Below are 21,499 nucleotides of genomic sequence, written 5' to 3' on the forward strand. Positions count from 1 at the left end.
TGCAATCGATTGCGGTGCGTGCATGAGTTATAATAAATTACTAAAAAATCATATTTAATTTTTATGCAGCCATTTGCACCCGTCCGGCAGGGTCAGCACCGCCTCGATTGGGTGCAGGCCCTGCGGGCCATTGCCTGTCTGGGCGTGGTATTGACCCACGCCCGCTATTTCTTGCTGGATACGCCGGAATGGCCGGTGGCCGAACACTGGCTGACGGTGGGCGCCGGGGGCGTCGATCTGTTCTTCGTGATCAGCGGCTTCATCATGGCTTACACCACCATGGGGCAGGGCCGCCGTGAGGTGGGCGGATTTCTGCGCCGGCGTCTGCTGCGCGTATGGCCGCCGCTGGCCGTGATGGTGCTGCTGTGGGCATTTACCATGAACGGCGGACTGGCGGCGCTGCGCGTGGGTGCCAGCAACGGCCTGTTCCGTACACTGCTGCTGATGCCGGCTAATAGCCATATCCCGCCGTACTTCGAAATGTTTCTGCCTGTGGCATGGACGCTGGTGTTCGAAGTGTATTTCTATCTGGTATTTGCGCTGTCCATGTGCGCCCAGCGCTGGCGCTGGGTGGTGCTGCACCTGCTGATCGTAGGCGGCGTGCTGCTCAATCCCGCGGTGTGGCAGGGCTGGAATATGAATCCCCAGCATGATGCCGGGTTGCGGCCCGCGATGCTGAATGTGGCCGGCAATCCGCTGGTGCTGGAATTCCTGTTCGGCGTGTGGGCGGCATGGCTGTACTGCGCGCCGTGGAAGATCGCTTCCGAGCGGCTGTGCTGGCATTTGCTGCTGCTGGTGGTGACGGCAGGCAGCTGGCTCAGTCTGGTACGGTTCTGGACTTTCCATGGCCCGCTGGGCTGGGGCCTGTATGCGGGTGCGCTGGTGCTGACGCTGGCGCTGATCAGCAAGACGGTAACGTTGCAGGTACCGCGCGTGGTCTTGTGGCTGGGCGGGATTTCGTATTCGCTCTACCTGACCCATACCTGCACCCAGCAATTGCTGGTGCGCTATGTGGAGCGGCAGGGCTGGAGTTCGCATAGCTGGGACTTTGTCTGGTGCTCCACCGCCATCTGTCTGATCGCGGCCTATGTGTATTACGAGCTGGTCGAGCAGCGGCTGGTCGGGCTGCTGCGTGGCCTGCCTGTGCGATTTATTGCTCTGTCAGGCCGCAACCGTGAAAATTTGATCTAGGTCAAGGAAATCGGGCTTTACTAGAGGCAATGTTGCTGTTAGACCTAGACGCAGCGACCGACTGCGCCGGCCACAACGTCACAAGGCCAGACGATGAAACTGAAATTCCTTGGTGCCACGGGAACCGTGACCGGTTCCAAATATCTGCTCAGCACGGGCAGCGCGACTATCCTGATCGACTGCGGTCTGTTTCAGGGCTATAAACAACTTCGTCTGCGCAACTGGGAGGAATTCCCCGTTGCACCGGATTCCATCGATGCGGTCGTGCTGACCCATGCCCACCTCGACCATAGTGGCTATTTGCCGCTGCTGGTGCGTGAAGGCTTCCGCGGCAAGATCTACTGTAGCGAAGCTACCTTCGACCTGTGCAAGATACTGCTGCCCGACAGTGGCCGTTTGCTCGAAGAAGAAGCCAGTCACGCTAATCGCCACAGTTATTCGCGTCACGCGCCGGCGCTGGCCCTATATACGGAAGAAGATGCGCTGCGTGCGCTCGACTACTTCCATCCCATTCCGTTCGGCCTGCCGCAGCAGGTGGCCCCCGGCCTGACGGCACAGCTGGCGCTGGGCGGCCATATACTGGGCGCCGCCATCGTCACCCTGAACGATGGCACCCGCACGCTGACTTTCTCCGGCGATCTGGGCCGTCTGCACGATGCCATCATGGTGGAACCATCACTGATCGAACGGACCGATTATCTGGTACTGGAATCGACCTATGGCAATCGCTGCCACGACCCGGCCGATCCTGCCGTGCTGCTGGGCCAGACCATACGCGAAACGGCGGCACGGGGCGGCGTCACCGTGATTCCTTCGTTTGCCGTTGGCCGCGCCCAGTCGCTGATGTACGAAATCTACCGCCTCAAGCAGCGCGGCGAAATTCCGGCCCTGCTGCCGGTGTATCTGAACAGTCCGATGGCGATGGATACCACGGCGCTCTACCAGAAGCACCGCAAACTGCATCGCCTGAGCCGCGAGGAATGTCAGGCCATGTGCCATGCCGCCAAAATCGTCAACAGCGTGGAAGAGTCGATCGCGCTCAACCAGAAGCAGATGCCGATGGTGATCATCGCTGCCAGCGGCATGGCGACAGGCGGGCGTGTGCTGCATCATCTCAAGGCCTTTGCCCCCGATAGCCGCAATACCATTCTGTTCGCCGGTTTCCAGGCGGGCGGCACGCGCGGCCGCGCCATGCTGGACGGTATCGACGCGATCAAGATCCACGGCGAATATGTGCCGCTGCGGGCGCAGGTGCGCCAGATCGACAATCTATCGGCCCATGCCGATGCCAACGAAATCCTCAGCTGGCTGGGCCATTTCAAGCAGGCGCCGAAACAGGTGTTCATCACCCACGGCGAGCCGGATGCGGCCGACGGCCTGCGCCGGCGCATCGAAGAAACCCTGCACTGGCCTTGCCGCGTGCCCGACTATAAAGAACAGGTGGAGCTGGCATGAACATGAATCCCGATGCGCTGGTGCTGCGCCGGCTAGGCATCGACACCTATCAGGAACTGGTGGCCTATCTGCGCAGCGATTCGCCGATCTGCCGTTCCGAAGGCTTCGAAGCGCAATCGCGCATACAGGTGTGCTGCGGCAGCCGCCATATTATCGCCACGCTGAATGTGGTGCACGAATCGCTGATCGGCAAGCACCAGCTGGGGCTATCCGAAGCAGCCTGGCATGCACTGGGCGGCGAGGACGGTACGCCCGTCAGGGTGAAGCACGCGCCGCCGCTGCAATCCTTCTCCGCCGTGCGCGGCAAGATCTATGGGCGCCCCTTCAATAGCGAGGCGGTGGAAGCCATCGTGCGCGATATCGCCGGCGGCCACTATTCGGATATCGAAATGGCGGCGCTGATCACCGCCTGCTCCGGCAACCGCATGGATGTAGCGGAAACTATCGCCCTGACGCGTTCCATGGTGGGCGTGGGCCAGCGCCTGTACTGGGAGCGCGACATCGTGGTGGACAAGCACTGCGTGGGCGGCCTGCCCGGCAACCGCACCACGCTGATCGTCGTGCCCATCGTTGCCGCCTGCGGGCTGACCATCCCCAAGACTTCGTCGCGCGCGATCACTTCGCCGGCCGGTTCGGCCGATACCATGGAGACGTTGGCGCCAGTGGGACTGGACCTGCCGGCCATGCGCCGCGTGGTTGATCAGGAAGGCGGCTGCATCGTCTGGGGCGGGGCGGTTTCCCTCAGTCCGGCGGACGACATGCTGATCCGCGTCGAACGTCCGCTCGGCCTCGATAGCGACGGCCTGCTGGTGGCATCCGTGCTGTCGAAAAAAATCGCCGCCGGTTCCACCCATGTGGTGATCGACATACCGGTGGGGCGCACGGCCAAAGTGCGTTCGCCCGCTGCCGCGGCAGCGCTGGCGGGGCGACTGATCGAAGTGGGCACGGCGCTGGGGCTGGCCATCGATGTGGTGCAGAGCGATGGCTCGCAGCCGGTAGGGCGCGGCATCGGCCCCGCACTGGAGGCGTGGGATGTGCTGGCCGTGCTGCGTAACGAAGCCGGCGCACCGGACGATCTGCGCCAGCGCGCGGTGACGCTGGCTGGACGCTTGCTGGAGCTGGGCGGCAAAGCTTTGCCGGGGCAGGGTGTGGCGCTGGCCGGCGAAGTGCTGGCCAGTGGCGCGGCATGGCGCAAGCTGCAGGCCATCTGCGCGGCGCAGGGCGGCATGCGCGAACCAGCGCGCGCGGCCCACACCCATGTGATCACGGCACAGCACGCAGGCAAAGTGGTGGCGGTCGATAATCGCCGGCTGGCACGGCTGGCCAAGCTGGCCGGTGCACCTAAAGCCAGTGCCGCCGGGCTGCTGCTGCATGTGGCGCTAGGCAGCGTGGTGGAAGTCGGGCAGCCGCTGTACACGCTGCATGCCGAATCGCCGGGCGAACTGGCCTATGCACTGAGCTACGCACAGGCGCAGGAAGATCTCTACACCATCGAGGAACATCTATGACCCCGTTATTACTGGCTTTGCCGGGCGCCGAAGCGCTGGCTGCGGCACTGGTTCCCGGTCTGGCCTGCGAACTGGGCGAGCTAAAGCTGCACCGTTTCCCTGACGGAGAAAACTGCCCGCAGATACTGCCCGAGCCACGCGGGCGCGATGTGGTGCTGGTGGCTGCGCTGGACCATCCCGACGCCAAGCTGCTGGCGCTGTATCTGTCGGCCTGCGTAGCGCGGGAACTGGGTGCGCGCCGGATAGTGCTGGTGCTGCCGTATCTGCCGTATATGCGGCAGGATGCGGTATTCCAGCCGGGGCAGGGCATTACGGCGCGCCATTTTGCCCGCCTGCTGTCGTCCTGCTGCGATGCGCTGGTAACGGTCGATCCGCATCTGCACCGCATCCTCAGTCTGGACGAAGTGTATAGCGTGGCGAGCGAGGTGGTGCCGGCGGCACCGGCCATCGCCCAGTGGATACGACAGAACGTGGCGCAGCCGGTGGTGGTGGGTCCCGATAGCGAGAGCGAGCAGTGGGCCGCCCATGTGGCGCAGCTGGCAGGATGTCCCTACACCGTGCTGAGCAAGGTGCGTAGCGGCGATCACGAGGTGGCAGTATCGCTGCCGCCTGCGCAGATATTGGCCGGGCGCAGCCCGGTGCTGGTGGACGATATCGTTTCGACGGCACGCACCATGGTTGCTGCAGCAGCCCAGCTGCAACAGGCGGGCGCTACGCCGCCGGTCTGCATCGCCGTGCATGCTCTATTTGCAGGCGATGCCTGCAGCGTGCTGGAGCAGGCCGGTGTGGCCGGGATTGTCAGCTGCAACACGGTGCCGCACGCCAGCAATGCCATCGATCTGATGCCTGCGCTGGCTGCCGCCGCGCTGCGCATGCTGGCACGCTGACCTGCCGGCTTGCCAGTTCAGGCCAGCAGGCGCTGGCGCGTAGCGTGCGGGCGCGCAAGTGCAGGCGTCTGCACGCCGGGGGAGGGCAGATTCGCCGCCGGCATGGCAGCCGGACCGGCGTGCTGGTCGATCTTGAATACGCTAACGGTACGCGCCAGCAGCACCGACTGTTCGCGCAGGGCCTGCGCTGCTGCTGCCGCCTGTTCCACTAGTGCCGCGTTCTGCTGCGTGACGCCATCCATTTCGCCGATGGCCTGATTGATCTGGCCTATCCCCATCTCCTGTTCGGCACCGGCGGCCGTGATGTCTCGCATGATGTCGGTGACGCGCTGCACGCTGTCGACGATTTCGCGCATGGTGCTGCCAGCCTCGCTTACCAGCGCGCTGCCGACTCCGACCTGTTGCACCGAATTGCTGATCAGATCCTTGATCTCGCGTGCGGCTGCAGCCGAACGCTGGGCCAGTTCGCGCACTTCGGTGGCGACCACGGCAAAGCCTCGTCCCTGTTCGCCTGCACGCGCGGCTTCTACTGCGGCATTGAGCGCCAGAATATTGGTCTGGAAGGCGATGCTGTCGATTACGCCGATAATGTCGGCGATCTTGCGTGACGAGGCGTCGATCGCGCCCATGGTATCGACCACCTGCGCCACCACGCCGCCGCCACGCTGGGCGACTTCGGCGGCGGCCTGCGCCAGCTGGTTGGCATGGCGCGCATGGGTGCCGTTGTGGTTGACGGTGGAAGTGAGTTCCTCCATCGACGAAGCGGTTTCCTCCAGCGAACTGGCCTGACGCTCGGTACGCGACGACAGATCCAGATTGCCGCTGGCGATTTCCCCGGATGCCAGGGCGATGGTGTCGGTGGAACGGCGGATTTCGCCGACCGAACGGGCCAGATGTTCTTTCATCTGGCGCATGCAGAACAGCAGGCTGTTTTCGTCACGCTCGGCAGTGGTGACCGGAATACTCAGGTCGCCAGCAGCAATGGCACGCACGATGCTGGCCGCATATTCGGGTTCGCCGCCCAGTGCGCGGTACAGATTGCGCCCCATGATCCAGCCGCCGGCGGCCATGGCGATCACACCGACGATGATAGTGGCCAGCATCAGGTTGCGCATCTCCTGGTAGTTCTGTACGGCCTTGTCGAATTCGATCTTGGCCACATCCACCTGCAGTTTGCGCAGTGCAGCCAGATCGGCAGTGAGGGCGGGCACGCGCCGTTCCAGCTCATCGCGCTTGCGCATAGCCTGATCCATCTGGCCAGCTAGCAGGGCTTGCACCATCTCCTGCAGTACCTCGTTGTGCAGGCTGCGGTAGTTCGCGGCAAATCGGTCGGCCAGGATTTTTTCGTCCGGTGTCAGGTAGGTGGCGACGTATTCACCCCAGGTGGCATCGATGGCCTTGGCGTTGGCATTGACCGTCTCGATCTCCTTGCCGATGCGTGCTGCTTGCGGATGCTCGAAGCTGGCCGCCAGTGCCAGCCGGCTGGTGAGCAGCAGACTGTCGATACGCGACACCTGTTCCAGTGCTACCGTGCGGTCTTCATAGACGGTTTCCAGTCCCTGATTGGCGCTGCCCATGCCGCGCAGGCCAAGCAGGCCCAGTGCTACAGCCAGTACTACTGTCACAGCAGTCATTGCGTTGATACGCGCCTGTAGCGAGAGTCTCATCCCTGTGCCTCCGTCGTGTGGAAGTGTTGCAGCTCTGGCCCGCCGTTGCGGATTACATAGGCTGGCCACTGGTTCGCATAGTCCGGATCAAGAATAGCATTTCCTATCGGTATGAAATGCGCACAATGTCACAGCCCGCAGCGGCGTTTTTGCCACATCAGCGGGCCTGAAATTGTCTTTCCTGCCATTTCACGTGATAATAAAAAACAACTAAAAGTAATCACGAATCATTGCTCCCGGCTGGAGCCGTGGCGCATCCAGCCATCGGCCTTTGCGGGTGCTACCACCACTAATGACTATTTCCAAGCAAGCCACTTCCCGCTTTCCCGCCGCCCTCTGGCACTCGTTCCGCCATCTGGCCGATACCTGCGCCCACCATTTCAATGCCGATCTGCGTGCCAGTCTGTTTTCGGCCGCGCTGGCGGTACTGGCGCTCAAAGTCGGCGCGCTGGCCATACTGACCAAGCTATCGCTGCTGGTGGTATCCAATCAGGCTTTGCTCAGTGCACCGCAGGTGGCACTGGACGGCAATGGTCCCATCGTCCTGTACCTGAGCGAGAACCAGTGGCAGCAGCGCTATCTGGAACGCGCGCCGCTGGACCGCTGCAAGCTGGCCGAGGATCTTGCACAGTTACTGGCACACCAGCCGCGCCAGCTACTGGTGGACTTCGACCTTTCACCGGCCATGCAGGAAAGCCAGGCCGGCTGTCAGCAGCAGCTCGATCAGCTGCTCGACCGGCATGCGGACCAGCTGGTGCTGCTGATGCCGTTCCGTGTGGGCTCGGATGCGCTGCTGGGACAGAAAGCTGCATGGCTGGAGCAGCGCTGCCGTGCCGGTGTGGTGTTTGGCGATGGCGCGCTGAACGTGTCGCTGGGCGCCGTGATCGACTTCGTGCCGGAAAGTCAGGCCATGGCCGACGCCATGCACGAGCGTCACAGCGTGGCGCTGTGCCGGCAGCTGGGCACGGCAGAAGGACGCGAACGCTGGTTGCGCCGCGGTGCCGAAACGGACGCGGACGATAGCAGTGCCGAAGCGATCAACTTTGCCGGTTTCAGCAAACAGGTGGTGGCGCTGGCGCTCGACGATCCCGCCGTTCGGCAGATTGCCAACTGGCGCGGACGCGATGTGTTTTTCGGCGGCGACTACGGCGGCAGCAAGGATGATCGCTTCCTGACGCCGATGGGGCCCTTGCCCGGTGTGACTATCCACGCCGCTATTGCATGGACACAGGCCCACCCTGTGCGCGAGCTGCCGCATGCCGTAGGTTTGCTGACGGACTTGCTGACCGCGTTCGTGTTCTCGCTGGGTATAGGCTATTTCTGGTCGCGTTATCTGAAACTGAGTCTGCACGGGGAGGGCTATCAGCGCGAAAATTCGACCCTGCTGGTGCTCGGTTTCGTCGCCTATTTCGCCGCCATGCTGTGGCTGTTTTTCCAGCTATCGGTGGCGCTCTTTATGCGCGGCGTGCTGATCGCACCGCTGCTGATCGGCATGAGCATGCTGATCGACGGTTTTGTGCGCGGGCCGATAGCGGCCAGTCTGGAACTGGGTGAAGCGGAACCGCCACAGCGCGCGCTGATGGCGCCGCAGGTCATGGCGGCTTCGCTCACCTGCATAGCGCTGGTGTTGCTGGTGCCACGCTTGCACCACTGGTCGATGGGCACGCAGCTACTGGTTCTGACTCCGCTTGCGACACTGCTTGACCGCATACTGCCGGTCCTGTGGCCGGTACCGCAGGCCCACCATGTTGTCGCCCATAGCGGCTATCCGCGCAGCCATCTGCTGGCCTGGCTGCTGGCGGGCGTGCTGGGCGGCCTCGCCTTGCAGCGCTATGTGGCGCCCGATGTGGGGCTGCTGCTGGCAGCCTTCAGTGGCGTGATCGCTGGCCTGCTTCTGCTGCTGGCGGTAGGGCTGGTGCGCGCTCTGCACTGGCGCAGCTTCCGTCGTCCGCAAGGCTGGCAGCTGGCCCGCCTGCTGGGCTTATCCCGTGCCGCGAGCGGCTGGCGCGAGCTGGCCGGCGTGCTGTCCTTCTGTCTGCGCCATGGCGCCTACTGGCTAGTGCTGGTGGCGGCGCTGATCGTCATGTCGAGTCATTAAACTGGAAAGGTGAAATTTCATGCGCAAGTCCTTGGTGCTATTGTCCCTGTCACTATCTGCCGCGCTGGCAGCGCATGCTGCAACGGATTGCAGCGTGCCGCCGCTGGAGCAGAGCGATAAATCGGTCAAGCTTGCGGATGCGGCCAAGCGGCTGCGCGCCACAGAACCCTGCAAAGTGGTGCCGGGCCTGAGTGCCAAATCGCTAGGCGCGGTCTGGGCTGGTTTGCTGTCAACCAAAAAGACCGGTGGGCGCCGGCTGGAGCCTGCCATACCGGACGGTCTGCCATATGGCACCGTACTGGCGGGCAGCGGCGGCGTGCATGTCGATTTGCGGGCAGTGGCCGGTGAAGGTATCCGTTCCTTCCAGCTGACGCGTTCCGGCCAAGCACTGGTGCTGCCGACCGCTGCTGGGCAGGAGTTCGATGTGCCCGTCAATGGCGGCGACAGCTATCAATGGACGCTGGTGACGCGCATCGCAAGCTACCATGGCGAATACACGCTTGCCGAAGCGGCCGAACGGCAGGAAGTGGAACAGCAGCTCGCACAGCTGGAACGGGCGGGGCTGGAGCCGGTGGCGCGCCTGCTGTATCAGGCGGCGATCTACGACGATGCCAATCTGTTCGTGGAACGTGACCGCGTGTATGCGCAGTTGCGCGCCATGCTGGCGTTGTAAAGGGAGCGTCGATGAAACGGTTATCACAGATCGGTGGGCGGACCAAGGGACCGGCTTTGCTGGCCATAGTGGCCGCTCTTGCTTGCTCACTGGCGACGGCGCCAGCTGCTGCCGCGCCTAACAAGAAGAGCAAGGCCAGTGCCAGCGCCAGTGCCAGCGCCAGTGCCAGTGCCAGTGCCAGTGCTGCGGCACAGTCCAGTGCCGCCGCTAGCGCAGCCGAAGCCAGTGCAGCGCCAGCGCCAGAAGCAGCGGCACCTGCCGAAACCCCAGCGGCCGAGTCGCCTGGCCTGTTCGATAAGGTGAAGTCGTTCTTTGCCAGCAGCGATAAGCCCGCCGCCGATGCCGTAGCCGACAAGGGAAGCAAGGGAGAGAAGGGCGGCAGCAAGGACGCGGACGAGCCATCGTTCTTTAACCGGCTGACGGGCAGCGGCAACACACCCACCAAGGTAAAGGATATCGACGAAGTATTTTCGCTCTCGGCGCGCGAATTCGATCCTAGCTGCAAATCCCTGATCGAGCCTTTCGGCACCACCGATAGCCTGCTGTCGCTCGGTAAGCTCGGGGCCAAGCTGGCTATCAACAATGCCAGCGCGCGCTACGGTTTTGGTGGCCAGAACATGGACCTGCGCACCACCTTGCGGCTGGCCGGCAAGAATCTCAACTGGCTGCCGATGGAAGCCGAGCGCATGCTGGGCGAACGCATGCATCACGATATGGCGGCCGATTTTCTCGACGGCGAGCGCAAGGTCAACAAGCCTGCGGTCAGCCGGGCCAACCAGCTTATGCAGTCGCTGCTGGCCAACGTCAAGGACGAGATGCCCTACAAATTCCAGATCGATGTGCGTAAAGCCAGCGGCAACGCGCAGGCCCTGCCTGGTGGTTTTCTGATCATCGACCGCGATCTGGTGGCTGTCCCGAAGAACGAAGACAAGGCCTATTTTGCACTGGCACATGAGCTAGCGCATGTGCTGCAGCGTCACGAGACCCGCGCCATACAGGCCCGCCTGACCGATACCATCGACAGTTTCGACGGTCTGCGCAAGCTGATCGACGGCGTGAACAGCACACCGGGCAATGTCATGGCCTATTCGAACGAGCTGATGACGCGTTTCGTAGTCTTCTCCAAGGATCAGGAAATGCAGGCCGACGCCTGTGCCGTGCGCCTGCTCGACGCGGCACTGCACGACCGCAAGAAGCTGCATCAGGTAATCCAGAGCTATCAGGCCAGTCTGCCGCCCGCCACGCCGGATCTGGTGGCAGCCAACCAGCTGGGGATGTTTGTGGAAAACGTGCAGAAGATGGAGAAGCTGGGCGAACAGCACCCGAACACGCAGGCGCGTTCGGCCAATCTGCAACGCATGCTGGCCGAAGTGGACCAGCACTAGGGCAGCACGCTTAGAGTAGTGGCAGGTGCACCGAGAATTCGGTGCCTACGCCGGCTTCGCTTTCCACCGTGATGCGGCCGTGGTGCTTGTCGACGATCTTGCGCACGATGTCCAGTCCCAGGCCGCTGCCTTCGCCTGCCGGCTTGGTGGTAAAGAAGGCGTCAAAGATGCGGTCGCGGATTTCGGGCGGTATGCCGCAGCCGGTATCGCGGATCGCCACCACGGCTTCGTCGCCTTCGCGCCTTAGACTGATGGTGAGGGTGCCCTGATTCTGCATGGCCTGTATGGCGTTGTAGATCAGATTGGTCCAGACCTGATTCAGTTCATCCGGCAGGCAGCGTAGCGCGGCTATCGGCTGGTAGTCGCGTATCACCTCGATACCCTGCTTGGTCTGGTTCTGGTAGATGGTCAGCACCGTATCGAGGCTCTGGCGCAGATCGACTTCGCGCAGCTCGCCCGAGCTGTCCACCCGCGAATACGATTTGAGGGCGAAGACGATCTTGGCCACCCGTTCAACTGCCGTGTTGATATTGCTCGCGCTGCTGACGATGGAGGCCATGCTGGCAGCCGTGTCTAGAATAAAGCCGGCATGGGCGTGCTGCAGCAGCGGCACATAGCGCTCCGCACTGGCATGGGCTCGCAGTTCGACCAGCAGCGCCGCTTTGCGCCGTGCATCGTCCACGCCAGCCTGTTCCAGCGTGGCGGTGACGTCGCGTATCAGCGCCCGTTCCTCGCGGGTGTTGAGCAGTTCGCCCGTGCGGCGCGTGTGCTGCAGCATATCGATGAACAGCTGTTGCTCGGGCAGGGCTAGCAGCTGGAACAGGCGCGGCAGATTGCTCAGCGTCTGCTCCAGCGCTTCGGCGATATTGTGGCCGCTGGCCTTGATGGCGCCGATGGGGGTATTGATTTCGTGCGCCACATTGGCCACCAGCTGGCCCAGCGATGCCATTTTCTCCTGCTGGATGATCATGGCCTGCGCCCGCCGCAGTGCCGCCAGCGTATCGGAATTGGCCAGCGCAATGGCGCCATAAGCGCACAGGGTGCGGAAAATCGCCACATCGCGTTCGCCGTAGGCGTGGGCGCGCGGGGTATGAATGGACATCACGCCCAGCACCCGCTCGCCCGCCATCAGCGGCGCGTAGATGGCGCTGCTGCCGGCCTGGGCATCGAGCACTTCCTGCTGCTCGGCGATGCACAGGGCTGCTGCCGGCTCGATGTCGAGCAGTTCGCCGTTGCTGTCGAGCCGCTGGTCGTTATCGATCCCTAGCACCAGACTCAGTTTGGCGCCGTCCTGACGCAGCCGGTAGATGCGGTAGCTGTGGGTGTCGAGCAGGGCGCGCACATGGCGGTCCAGCGACGACAGCACTGCCGACTGCTCCAGATTGCCGGTGATCTCGCGGCCGATCGCCCCCAGTTGCTCCAGTGTGGCGTTGGCCTGTTCCAGCGTGGCCGCACGCTGGGCTTCAGCCTCGTGCTGGGCCTGCAGGGCGGCGGCGTTATCGAGCGCGATGGTGAGATAGGAGCACAGGGTGCGGAAGATAGACTGCTCGCGTTCGCCGTAAGCATTCGATTCCATGGTCTGCACCGACATCACGCCCAGCAGGCGTTCGCCCACAATCAAGGGCGAATACAGATTGCTCAGATTGGGACAGTTTCCGGCCAGATAGCGCGGTTCGCCGGGACGCATGTGGCGCACCACCTCCAGCCGGGTGCGGGCGCAGCGCGAGGACATGGCGAGCGGATCGTCCAGCGCCAGCGAAAACGGCGCCAGTGGCTGGCCATTCTCCATGCCGAACACCATGTCGAGCTTCTGCGTATTGCTGTTCATGAGCAGCACGAAGAAGGTATTGGTCTTGAGCAGCTGGTGCACATTCAGGGCCAGCGAGTGGAACACGGCCTGCATATCGAGACAGGCCGTGAATTCGCGACCTATGCGGCCTATCACTTCCAGATCGCTGGCGCGTGCTGCCGTCAGCTGCAGCAGCTTCTGGGTTTCGCCGAACAGGCGGGCGTTTTCCAGCGCTGTGCTGAGGATGTTGGTAATGGTCTTGAGCAGGGCCACATCGGCCTCGCTGAAGGCGAACTCCAGATCGAGATGCTGCAGGGTCACCACACCGGTAACCTCGTCGCCGCTGATCATGGGAATGAAGGCGGCACTCTTGGCCGTTTCGCCACGCAGCACAGGGTTGCCGTAGACGATGCTTTGCTGCGCCAGATTCTCGTTGAACAGCAATGCCTGCCGCGACTCCAGCACATGTTTGCGGAAACCGAAGATGTCGATGCGGTGGGGCGCTATACGCACGTCGCGCTCGATCACATAGGGCACCTGAAACTGCTGGCCGCCGTCGAGCAGGGCGATGCTGACCACCTGGGCCTGAAAGATCTGCTGGATTTTATCGCCGACGATGTTGCAGATATCGGCCAGCTCCAGTCGCGCCGTCAGCGCAGTCTGCACGCTGTTGATGATGGCCAGATCGGCTTCGCGCTGGGCCATCAGCTGGGCGCTGACAGTGTCGCGTCCCTGGCCGTGGCCGGTACTCATGCTGCCGCCGGACCGCGTAGCTGGGCCAGCTCGCCATCTTTCTGTTCGAGCTGCAGTTTGAGGGCGGCGATTTCGGCGTTCAGCTGGGCTTCGTGGTGGAAGGCGCGCAGGGCCGAGCGTATGGTCAGTATCAGGTCGGCATTATTGAAAGGCTTTTCGATGAAGCGGTAGAGATTGGCGTCATTGATGGCTTTCTTCACGCCTTCCAGATCGCTCTGGCCAGTCAGCAGTATCTTGATCGCTGCCGGATACATTTCATGCAGCTTGATCAGCAGTTCGTCGCCACGCATCCACGGCATGATGTAGTCGGAAATAACTACGCTCAGTTGCAGCCCCTGGCGGTGATGGTCCTCGACGATTTCCAGTGCTTCGGAGGCCGACTCGGCAATTTCAACCAGATGGTCATTGCCGAAAATTTTGCCGATCAGCGTGCGTAAAGCGTTCAGGACGGTCGAATCGTCATCGACACACAGGATGATGCCCTTGCTCATGTTGGTCATTCTCCGGATTCAGTGTGGCACAAAGAATTGTTTTAAATGCAAATAGTGTTTGCATTCGGAAATATCAGAATAAATTATTTCGCTTTTAAAGTCACCATAAAAATCAATTTCGGTACTTTTTGTTGATTTTAAGTTGCAGTGCTATGATGACTGTACCGCCTTCGGCAACCATTATTTGAGAGGAGAACACCATGAAGATGTTGGCAAAAACGCTGTTCAGCCTGTTGTTCATTCTGGGCATGAGTTCTGCGCTACCCGCTGCGGCACAGGCTCAGGCCGCGCGTGGTACGGCGGACGAAGCGGTGGCCATGGTCAAGCGCGCTGCCGCCTATCTCGCCAAGAACGGCAAGGACAAGGCTGTGGCGGCTTTCAATGATCCGAACGGCGAATTCGTCAGCGGTGATCTGTACGTCATCATGCTTGACGAAAAAGGTGTGGCGCTGGCGCATGGGCAGAACCCTCGTATGGTCAACAAGAATATTCTGGAACTGATGGCCGGCGACGTCTACCCGATCAAGGAATTTATCAAGATTGCCAACAGCCCGGCAGGCCATGGCTGGGTTAAATACCAGTGGCCTAACTCGATCAGCAAGAAGCTCGAGCAGAAGAGCACCTATGTAGAGCGGGCCGGCGAATACTATCTGGGCGTAGGCGTGTACCAGTAAGCTTGCCAGCGGATAAGTAGTTGTAATCCAACAGCATTGATTTTTCAAATTTGATGTAAATACAGTTTTTAAATCAGGGACTTAGTCGCAACGCCCCCTAGCAGGGGCGTTTTTTTTTGTGTGCAGAGGCTGTTTCGGCGGCCTAAGCCCGCAGGCTTCGGATAGACTCGAACCAGGCTCGTGCTGGCTATAGTCGGCCGGGCTGTTTTCCGTATTTTGGATGCATACCATTGAATCGTGAATGCCTACCCCAGGGCCGCCTTCTGGCCCATCTGCGGCTGGGCCCGGTAATACTGCTGGGCTTGCTCTGGCTGCTTGCTGTGTTCGGCTTCGCGACACCTGTACAGGCTGCGGAACGCTGGGCGGGCCTGCGCGACGCCGTATTTCAGAACTACACGCAGGCGCAGGGCTTACCGAATTCCATTGCTACTGCCATCGTCGAAGATGCCGAAGGTTTCCTCTGGGTCGGTACCCAGAACGGTTTGAGCCGTTGGGACGGTTATCGTTTCCGCACTTACCAGCCAGATCCGGCCAAACCCCAATCGCTGCCCGATAACTGGGTAACCGCGTTGCAGCGCGATGGCACGGGGCAGCTGTGGATAGGTACCAGTGCAGGCGGACTGGCGCGCTATGACGGCAACCGGGACGAATTCGTCAATTTCCGTGTCGGCGATACAGGCCTGAGCCATATGGCCGTGAATGCGCTGGCCCAGGATGGCAGCCGCGGTGTCTGGATAGGCACCGGCGCCGGGCTGGACCGGCTGGATCTGGCGACCGGAGCAATTACACCGCAAGGGCGCAAGGAGCTGCCGGCAGCGCCCGTGTTCTCGCTGCTGTGCCTGCGCAACGGTGCGCTGCTGGTCGGCACGCGTGCGGGGCTGTACCGCCGTGATGCAGCGGACCAGCCGTTCCGGCGCGTTGCCATGCAAGGCCCGCCGGGCGAGCAGATTGCCGTGCACAGCTTGTTCGAAGATGCATTGGGTCAAGTCTGGATAGGCACGCGCCACAACGGCGTGTTCCGGCTAGGTAAAAATGAGGCGGTTGCGCAACAGTTTCTCGGTAATGGGGAAAGCCGTCATGTACTTGAACATAGCTGGATCTATGCCATCGGCGCGGCCGGGCCGGAAGAAGTGTGGATAGGCACTTACGGCCAGGGCGTGCTGGCGGTGGACCTGCGCGACGATAGCTACAAACGTATCCGCCACGATCCCGCGCTGGCCAGCAGTCTGGCGGGCGACATCATTTTTGCCATCTTCACTGACCGGAGCGGTGCGATCTGGCTGGGCAGCCAGCGCGGAGTGAGCCGCCATGACGGCCAGCAGAAGCTGGTCAGTACAGTGTTTGGCGACTCGCGCCGAACGGACGGCATCCGCGGTGCCGACCTGTTTAGCGTCTACACCCATAGCGATGGCAGGGTCTGGCTAGGCTTGCAGGGGCAGGGAGTGGACATCATCGACCCCGAGCGCAACCAGATCCAGCACATCGTGGCCGATGCCGAACATAGTGATACGGCCTTGCCGGTTGACCATGTGTTCGATTTTGCCGAGGCGGCAAACGGCGATGTATTCGTGGCGACAGGGCGGGGGCTGTACCGGGTGAATGCCGCCGGTACGCAGGTGCGTCGCATCCATATCGAAGGCCGCCCCGCGGCCGCTAGCACCTACCGCCTGCTCAGACTGGGGGATGAACTGTGGGTAGGCGGGCGCGATGACGGCATGTGGCTGCTGCCACAGGCGGACGGCGCAGTACGCCATATCGATGCCAGCCAGCTTAGCGACGGCCGCATCACGGCACTGTATGCCGATGCCGGCAAGGCGCTGTGGATAGGCAGCCGCAACGGGTTGAACCGGCTTGATTTACGCAACGGCGTAGTGACGCGCAGCCTGCCGGACAAGAATCAGCCGTATGCACTGGCGGCCGGGCTGGTGTCGTCCATCATGCGTGATCGCAAGGGGCGTTTGTGGGTGGGCACGCTGGGAGGCGGCATTCATGTGCTGCGCGTCGAACGGTCCGACCTGCTGCGTTTCGAGCGGATCGGGCGCGAGCAGGGCCTGCCGAGCATGAATGTGGATGCGCTGCTGCTCGATGGCAGCGGCAAGATCTGGGCCACCACTGCCGATGGCCTCGTCGCACTCGACCCCGATAGTCTGGCCATGCGGATATTCCATCAGGCGGACGGGGTTGCCATTAACGGTTACTGGGTAGGCTCGGCCAGCCGCACTGCACAGGGCGAGTTGCTATATGGCGGCGAAGGCGGGCTGACCGTGTTGCGGCCCAACGAGGCGCAAAGCCGCGATTACCAGCCGCCGCTGGTGGTAACGGCCATACAGCTGGGCGGCAAGCCGGTAGCGTCGGCGCGCTATAACCAGACGGGCCAGCGCACGGCGCTGGAAGTGGCCAACCCTGCCGACAGTCTGACGGTGGAATTTGCTGCCCTCGATTTCACCGCACCGGAGCGCATAGCCTACCGCTACCGGCTTGATGGCTTCGATGTGGACTGGATACCCACCGATGCGCTGCGCCGTTTCGCCACCTACACCAATCTGGCACCGGGCCATTACAGCCTGCTGGTGCAGGCGGCCGACCGCAATGGCAACTGGTCGCGTCACACGCTCAACCTGCCCATCGTGGTGACCCCGGCGTGGTATCAGACACTATGGCTGCGGGCGCTGCTGGTGGTGCTCGCGCTGGCACTGGTGGTGAGCGTGGTGCAGGCCCGCACGGCTTTCCTGCGCCAGCGCCAGCGCGCGCTGGAGCAGCAGGTGGAAGAGCGCACGCTGGTGCTCGAACATACGGCGCAGGAATTACGCAGCGCTAACGAGCGGCTGTTCCAGCTGGCCACCACCGATTCGCTGACCGGCTGCGCCAACCGCCACCACTTCATCGAACGGGCGCGCGAGTATCTGGCGCTGATGGAACGCACCAGCCAGCCACTGGCGATGCTGATCATGGATCTGGATGGCTTCAAGCAGGTCAATGACCGCTATGGCCACCCGTTCGGCGACGAAGTGCTGCGCGCGGCCGTACGTGCAGCGCAACTGACCATCCGCAGCACGGATATGCTGGGCCGCATGGGCGGCGAGGAGTTTGCCGTGCTGATGCCCGATACCGACAAGGATGGCGCGTGGCGTCTGGCCGAGCGCATACGGCTGGCGATTGCTGCGGCCGAGGTGACCAGCGGCGAAATCAGCATGCATCCCACTGTCAGCATCGGGCTGGCCATGCGGGCGGCGGGCGAACAGTTCGATGCACTGTATGTACGCACCGACGTGGCGCTGTATGCGGCCAAGGACGCTGGCCGTAACCGCACGGTGATAGCTACCTAGCGGCAGTTCGGCGGCCCCGGCTCCGGCTGGCCGGCGCAACTGTCTCGTCGTTGGCGCTGGCGCCCGGTGCAGCGCCGAACAGCGCTTCCACCATAGGATCGCGTCTGACCGTTACTTTTTTCGGCCGGGTGGGGAACAGGGTGTCATCGATCAGGCGGTGTACACGGTTACCATCGCGATTGGTGGTAATGCTCAGCATAGGGCCGTGGTAGCAGTGCTCTGCAAGGCAAGTCATGATGTGCTCTCTGGTGTGCGCCGCCGAAAAGCGGACGCTGGGGTTTATTCTGGCGCTTAGTGCGGCGCGGCGCTATTGGCCATAAGGACTATATGACCTCTGTAGCTTGGCCGATCAGGGCCGTACGGCGCACTCGCCGATACAGAGTCACTGCGGTGAGCAGGTTGCGGCACAGGGCCAGGCTGGCCAGTGCCATCAAGCCGGCCGCCGGGCGGCTGAGTGCTGGCGCATAGCAGGCCGCAACCAGCAGTACTACTGCGCTGCAGTGCAGGTAATACTGGCGGCGGCCCTGCTGCGGCGCAATGATCTGGTTCACATTGGGTACGCTGGCGCCCTGTTGGCGCGTCTCCTGCAGGTGGTACCACGTCAGGAAGGGTACGATCTTGTACAGCATGCCGTTAATCGTGCACAGAGCTACGCCGGTCAGCAGCAGTGCGCCGATGGCGAGTTCGGTTGGCGCAACGGGCAGTACGGACAGTTTATCGTGGCTGGCCAGCTGGCGCAGCACGGCCAGTATGCCGGCCAGCAGCAGAGCGCCCATGGCCGTGCGCCAGTACAGCGTGGTGGTGTCGGCACTGGGCCGCTTGCGCCGTGCCAGCAGGTAGAGCGTCAGTGACGCAAAGCCGCCATAGCCGAGCACCAGCAGGCCCAGCGCCAGCAGGTGGACGTCCTTACCCGCCCCCTGCAGCGTGCTGCTCATCGAAACGGCGCACAGCAACAGGAACAGGGTGGTGCTGACCCGGCTGCGGGCCCGTGGCGGATAGGGCTCGGTCACCATGAACATTGGCACCACCTGCCATGCTATGCCCATCACCAGCAATCCTACCCAGCCCAGCAGCCCCCACATGGCATGCAGGTCGGTCAGTAGCGGCAGCGGCAGGCCTATGCTGCCGGGCCAGACCAGCGATGCTGCCAGCAGGGCACCCAGTGCCAGGGTGATCAGCAGCGCCGCCAGCGACTGGCGGATGGCTGCCACTACTTCGGCGGCGCCGCTATCGGGTTGCTGCCACAGGCCGACGGTACAGGCGCCGATGAACAGTAGCAGCGTGGCCAGCAGGGACAGGCCGGCGGCGATGTAAAGCCAGGGCTGCTGCCAGCAGAACGCAGCCGCCAGCAGCAGCGTGCCGCCACACAGGCCGGCGTGCACCAGCGGGCCTATGCGCAGCACATGGGGCAGGCTGATGCCGGCCACCACGGGCAGCATCTGCATCAGCGCGCCCAGCATGGTCATGCTGATGCAGCCCAATACCAGCAGGTGGGTCAGGGCCAGCGTGTAGGGCGACCAGCGGCTGGCCAGCGCCGCATCGCCCTGCCACAACAGCAGAGCGCAGGCCAGCAGGACAAACAGCGGCGCGCTGAAAAAGAAGCGCAGCGGTAGCGTATAGGGCGGGTTGCTATCGAAGGACAGGACGCGGCGCGGGACGCTGGCGCCGCTCATACGGGGCTGGCGTCGCCAGTGATCCAGATCAAGACTTCATACAGGCCGTCGTCGCGCGCACTGGTCAGATGCGAGTAGCCGTTCCTCTGCAGTACCTGATACAGCGGCACGGGCTGGCGGTCGATCAGCACGCGCAGACGGCCGCCGGACTCCAGCAGGTCGAGTGCTTCGAGCACGCGCACCATGGGTTCGGGCGGCTCCAGACCGCTCACATCGATCTGTACTTCGGCGGGGATTTCGCGACTCATGCTGCCACTCCTTGTGCAATAGCGGCGCTGGTCTGGCTAAGCTGTTCCAGCATGGCGCTGCTGGCAGCACCGAGCATGCGGTCAGCCATGGGGTAGAGCACGTTTTCTTCCTTGAGATTGTGCTGGGCCATCAGCATGCGCAGGTGATCGGCATAGTCGAAGAAGCTGTCGATATCGCTGCGCTCGATGGCGCCCAGCATCTGGCGCAGTATGGCGCGCATCTGTTCATGTTCGTTGCGCATGACGACAGTAGGGCCACCCTGGCTGCCCAGATGTTTTTCCAGTTCGGGAAACAGCAGATGCTCTTCGCGCGCCAGATGCAGCTCGAATGCCAGCATGAAGCGCTGGAAGGCTGCGGCTCCTTGAGCCAGACGGGTTTCGGCGATATGTTCTTCCGCCTGCATATACAGATCATCGCAATGCTGGTGATCCTGTTCAAGGTAGTGGCTGATGGTACTAAGGTTGCTCATGCTGAATCCTGCTTTACTAGACCGTCGGAATGACCATTGCATTGTCCCATCGCAGGAAGCTGGCTTTCCTTGATTCAAGTCAAGGATTTTCGGCTTGGCTACGCGATACAGTGCGTGGTCGCAAAAACCTTTGCACTTCACTAAGCAAGAGCTCCATTATGAGTCTAAACGAAATTTCTCCGGACCCTAGCGCGCGTCCGATCGAACTGGTGTGCCCCGCGGGCAGCCTGCCTGCTCTTAAATCTGCCATCGATCTCGGTGCCGATTGTGTCTACCTCGGCTTTCGTGATGCAACCAACGCCCGCAATTTCGCCGGCCTGAACTTCGATGACGCCGCCATCGCGCAGGGCATCGATTATGCTCACCGGCATGGCCGCAAAGTGCTGCTGGCCCTGAACACCTACCCGCAGCCGGAAACCAGTGCCTTGTGGCGCCGCGCCATCGACCGTGCCGCCAGCGCAGGCGTGGACGCGGTGATACTGGCCGACCCGGGGCTGATGCGCTACGCCGCGGAAAACTATCCTGATCTGCGCCTGCATCTGTCGGTGCAGGGCTCGGCCACCAATGCCGAAGCGATCAACTTCTACCACAAGAATTTCGGCGTGGCCCGTGCCGTGCTGCCGCGCGTGCTATCGCTGGCGCAGGTCGAGCATGTGGTCAACAACACGGCAGTGGAAATCGAGGTGTTCGGCTTCGGCAGCCTGTGCGTGATGGTGGAAGGCCGCTGTGCGCTCTCGTCCTACGTGACGGGCGAATCGCCCAACACCCATGGCGTATGCTCGCCGGCCAAGGCGGTGCGCTGGCAGCAAAGCCCGCGCGGACTGGAGTCGCGCCTGAACGGGGTGCTGATCGACCGCTACACGCCTAAGGAAAATGCCAGCTATCCGACGCTGTGCAAGGGCCGCTTCGATGTCAACGACGAGACTTACTATGCAGTGGAAGAACCGACCAGCCTGAATACGCTGGAACTGCTGCCGCAGCTGATCGGCATGGGTGTCAAGGCGGTCAAGATCGAGGGGCGGCAGCGCAGCCCAGCGTATGTGGCGCAAGTCACGCGGGTGTGGCGCGAGGCCATCGATCAGGCTTTGCAGAATCCGGCGCGCTATTCCGTCAAGCCGGACTGGATGTCGGAACTGAACCAGCTGGCTGAAGGCCAGCAGCACACGCTGGGCGCCTACCACCGCGCCTGGAAATAAAGATAGGGAGATGTG

Annotated in this window: 17 protein-coding genes; 10 read left to right on the forward strand and 7 right to left on the reverse strand. The window is 62.4% G+C overall.

Features of this window, described 5'->3' with window-relative positions; all coding sequences use genetic code 11:
• The first annotated feature begins 63 nt into the window (after nt 1-63).
• The 4 genes from GTP27_RS09020 to GTP27_RS09035 all read left to right on the forward strand — a co-directional run bounded on the left by GTP27_RS09020 (nt 64) and on the right by GTP27_RS09035 (nt 5,041).
• Nucleotides 64-1,191 (forward strand): acyltransferase family protein, encoded by a 1,128-nt coding sequence (locus GTP27_RS09020; RefSeq protein ID WP_161038860.1) that lies wholly within the window; start codon nt 64-66, stop codon nt 1,189-1,191.
• 93 nt (nt 1,192-1,284) lie between these two features.
• Complete coding sequence (locus GTP27_RS09025) at nt 1,285-2,646, forward strand: MBL fold metallo-hydrolase RNA specificity domain-containing protein (protein ID WP_161038861.1); 1,362 nt, start codon at nt 1,285-1,287, stop codon at nt 2,644-2,646.
• Nucleotides 2,643-4,154, forward strand: a complete 1,512-nt coding sequence (locus tag GTP27_RS09030; RefSeq protein WP_161038862.1) for a thymidine phosphorylase family protein — start codon at nt 2,643-2,645, stop codon at nt 4,152-4,154. Before GTP27_RS09025 ends, GTP27_RS09030 begins: the two co-directional genes overlap by 4 nt.
• Nucleotides 4,151-5,041 carry a ribose-phosphate diphosphokinase gene (locus GTP27_RS09035; protein ID WP_161038863.1) on the forward strand — a complete coding sequence of 297 codons (891 nt, stop codon included), beginning with the start codon at nt 4,151-4,153 and terminating at the stop codon, nt 5,039-5,041. Before GTP27_RS09030 ends, GTP27_RS09035 begins: the two co-directional genes overlap by 4 nt.
• 17 nt (nt 5,042-5,058) lie before the next feature.
• On the opposite strand, the gene GTP27_RS24030 is transcribed toward GTP27_RS09035, so the two are convergent.
• Nucleotides 5,059-6,708, reverse strand: coding sequence for a methyl-accepting chemotaxis protein (locus GTP27_RS24030; RefSeq protein WP_161038864.1), 1,650 nt, complete (start codon nt 6,706-6,708; stop codon nt 5,059-5,061).
• A gap of 292 nt (nt 6,709-7,000) precedes the next feature.
• On the opposite strand from GTP27_RS24030, the gene GTP27_RS09045 reads away from it, so the two are divergent.
• Genes GTP27_RS09045 through GTP27_RS09055 form a run of 3 tightly spaced genes read left to right on the forward strand, consistent with a single transcriptional unit; the run spans nt 7,001 to nt 10,864 of the window.
• On the forward strand, nt 7,001-8,806 hold the full coding sequence (locus GTP27_RS09045) for a CHASE2 domain-containing protein (protein WP_161038865.1): 1,806 nt from the start codon (nt 7,001-7,003) through the stop codon (nt 8,804-8,806).
• A 19-nt stretch (nt 8,807-8,825) separates the two neighbouring features.
• Complete coding sequence (locus GTP27_RS09050; protein WP_161038866.1) at nt 8,826-9,479, forward strand: hypothetical protein; 654 nt, start codon at nt 8,826-8,828, stop codon at nt 9,477-9,479.
• A gap of 11 nt (nt 9,480-9,490) precedes the next feature.
• Nucleotides 9,491-10,864 (forward strand): M48 family metalloprotease, encoded by a 1,374-nt coding sequence (locus tag GTP27_RS09055; protein WP_161038867.1) that lies wholly within the window; start codon nt 9,491-9,493, stop codon nt 10,862-10,864.
• A gap of 10 nt (nt 10,865-10,874) precedes the next feature.
• Here the strand turns inward: GTP27_RS09055 and GTP27_RS09060 are convergent, their stop codons facing one another.
• Together GTP27_RS09060 and GTP27_RS09065 are read right to left on the reverse strand one after the other, a co-directional pair.
• Nucleotides 10,875-13,406 (reverse strand): GAF domain-containing protein, encoded by a 2,532-nt coding sequence (locus tag GTP27_RS09060; RefSeq protein WP_161038868.1) that lies wholly within the window; start codon nt 13,404-13,406, stop codon nt 10,875-10,877.
• Entirely contained in the window at nt 13,403-13,897 is a 495-nt protein-coding gene (locus tag GTP27_RS09065) for a response regulator (protein WP_161038869.1), read from the reverse strand. Before GTP27_RS09065 ends, GTP27_RS09060 begins: the two co-directional genes overlap by 4 nt.
• A 200-nt stretch (nt 13,898-14,097) precedes the next feature.
• Between GTP27_RS09065 and GTP27_RS09070 the strand changes: the two genes are divergently transcribed.
• Together GTP27_RS09070 and GTP27_RS09075 are read left to right on the forward strand one after the other, a co-directional pair.
• The gene (locus GTP27_RS09070) at nt 14,098-14,571 is read left to right on the forward strand and encodes a cache domain-containing protein (RefSeq protein ID WP_229633578.1); all 474 of its coding nucleotides are present in this window, start codon (nt 14,098-14,100) and stop codon (nt 14,569-14,571) included.
• A 230-nt stretch (nt 14,572-14,801) separates the two neighbouring features.
• Nucleotides 14,802-17,897 (forward strand): ligand-binding sensor domain-containing diguanylate cyclase, encoded by a 3,096-nt coding sequence (locus GTP27_RS09075; protein ID WP_161038870.1) that lies wholly within the window; start codon nt 14,802-14,804, stop codon nt 17,895-17,897.
• Here the strand turns inward: GTP27_RS09075 and GTP27_RS23590 are convergent.
• The 4 genes from GTP27_RS23590 to GTP27_RS09090 form a co-directional block, all read right to left on the reverse strand.
• Nucleotides 17,890-18,132 (reverse strand): hypothetical protein, encoded by a 243-nt coding sequence (locus GTP27_RS23590; RefSeq protein WP_202416654.1) that lies wholly within the window; start codon nt 18,130-18,132, stop codon nt 17,890-17,892. The genes GTP27_RS09075 and GTP27_RS23590 overlap by 8 nt on opposite strands.
• Nucleotides 18,133-18,220: 88 nt before the next feature.
• Entirely contained in the window at nt 18,221-19,570 is a 1,350-nt protein-coding gene (locus tag GTP27_RS09080) for a permease (protein WP_161038871.1), read from the reverse strand.
• Entirely contained in the window at nt 19,567-19,818 is a 252-nt protein-coding gene (locus tag GTP27_RS09085) for a DUF2249 domain-containing protein (protein WP_161038872.1), read from the reverse strand. Before GTP27_RS09085 ends, GTP27_RS09080 begins: the two co-directional genes overlap by 4 nt.
• A complete protein-coding gene (locus tag GTP27_RS09090; RefSeq protein ID WP_161038873.1) occupies nt 19,815-20,288 on the reverse strand; it encodes a hemerythrin domain-containing protein in 474 nt (157 codons plus the stop codon). The genes GTP27_RS09085 and GTP27_RS09090 overlap by 4 nt, the downstream gene beginning before the upstream one ends.
• A gap of 158 nt (nt 20,289-20,446) precedes the next feature.
• Between GTP27_RS09090 and ubiU the strand changes: the two genes are divergently transcribed.
• The gene (gene ubiU / locus GTP27_RS09095; protein ID WP_161038874.1) at nt 20,447-21,484 is read left to right on the forward strand and encodes a ubiquinone anaerobic biosynthesis protein UbiU; all 1,038 of its coding nucleotides are present in this window, start codon (nt 20,447-20,449) and stop codon (nt 21,482-21,484) included.
• The last annotated feature ends 15 nt before the right edge of the window (nt 21,485-21,499 follow it).

Source organism: Duganella qianjiadongensis (genome assembly GCF_009857915.1).
Lineage (GTDB): Bacteria > Pseudomonadota > Gammaproteobacteria > Burkholderiales > Burkholderiaceae_D > Rugamonas > Rugamonas qianjiadongensis.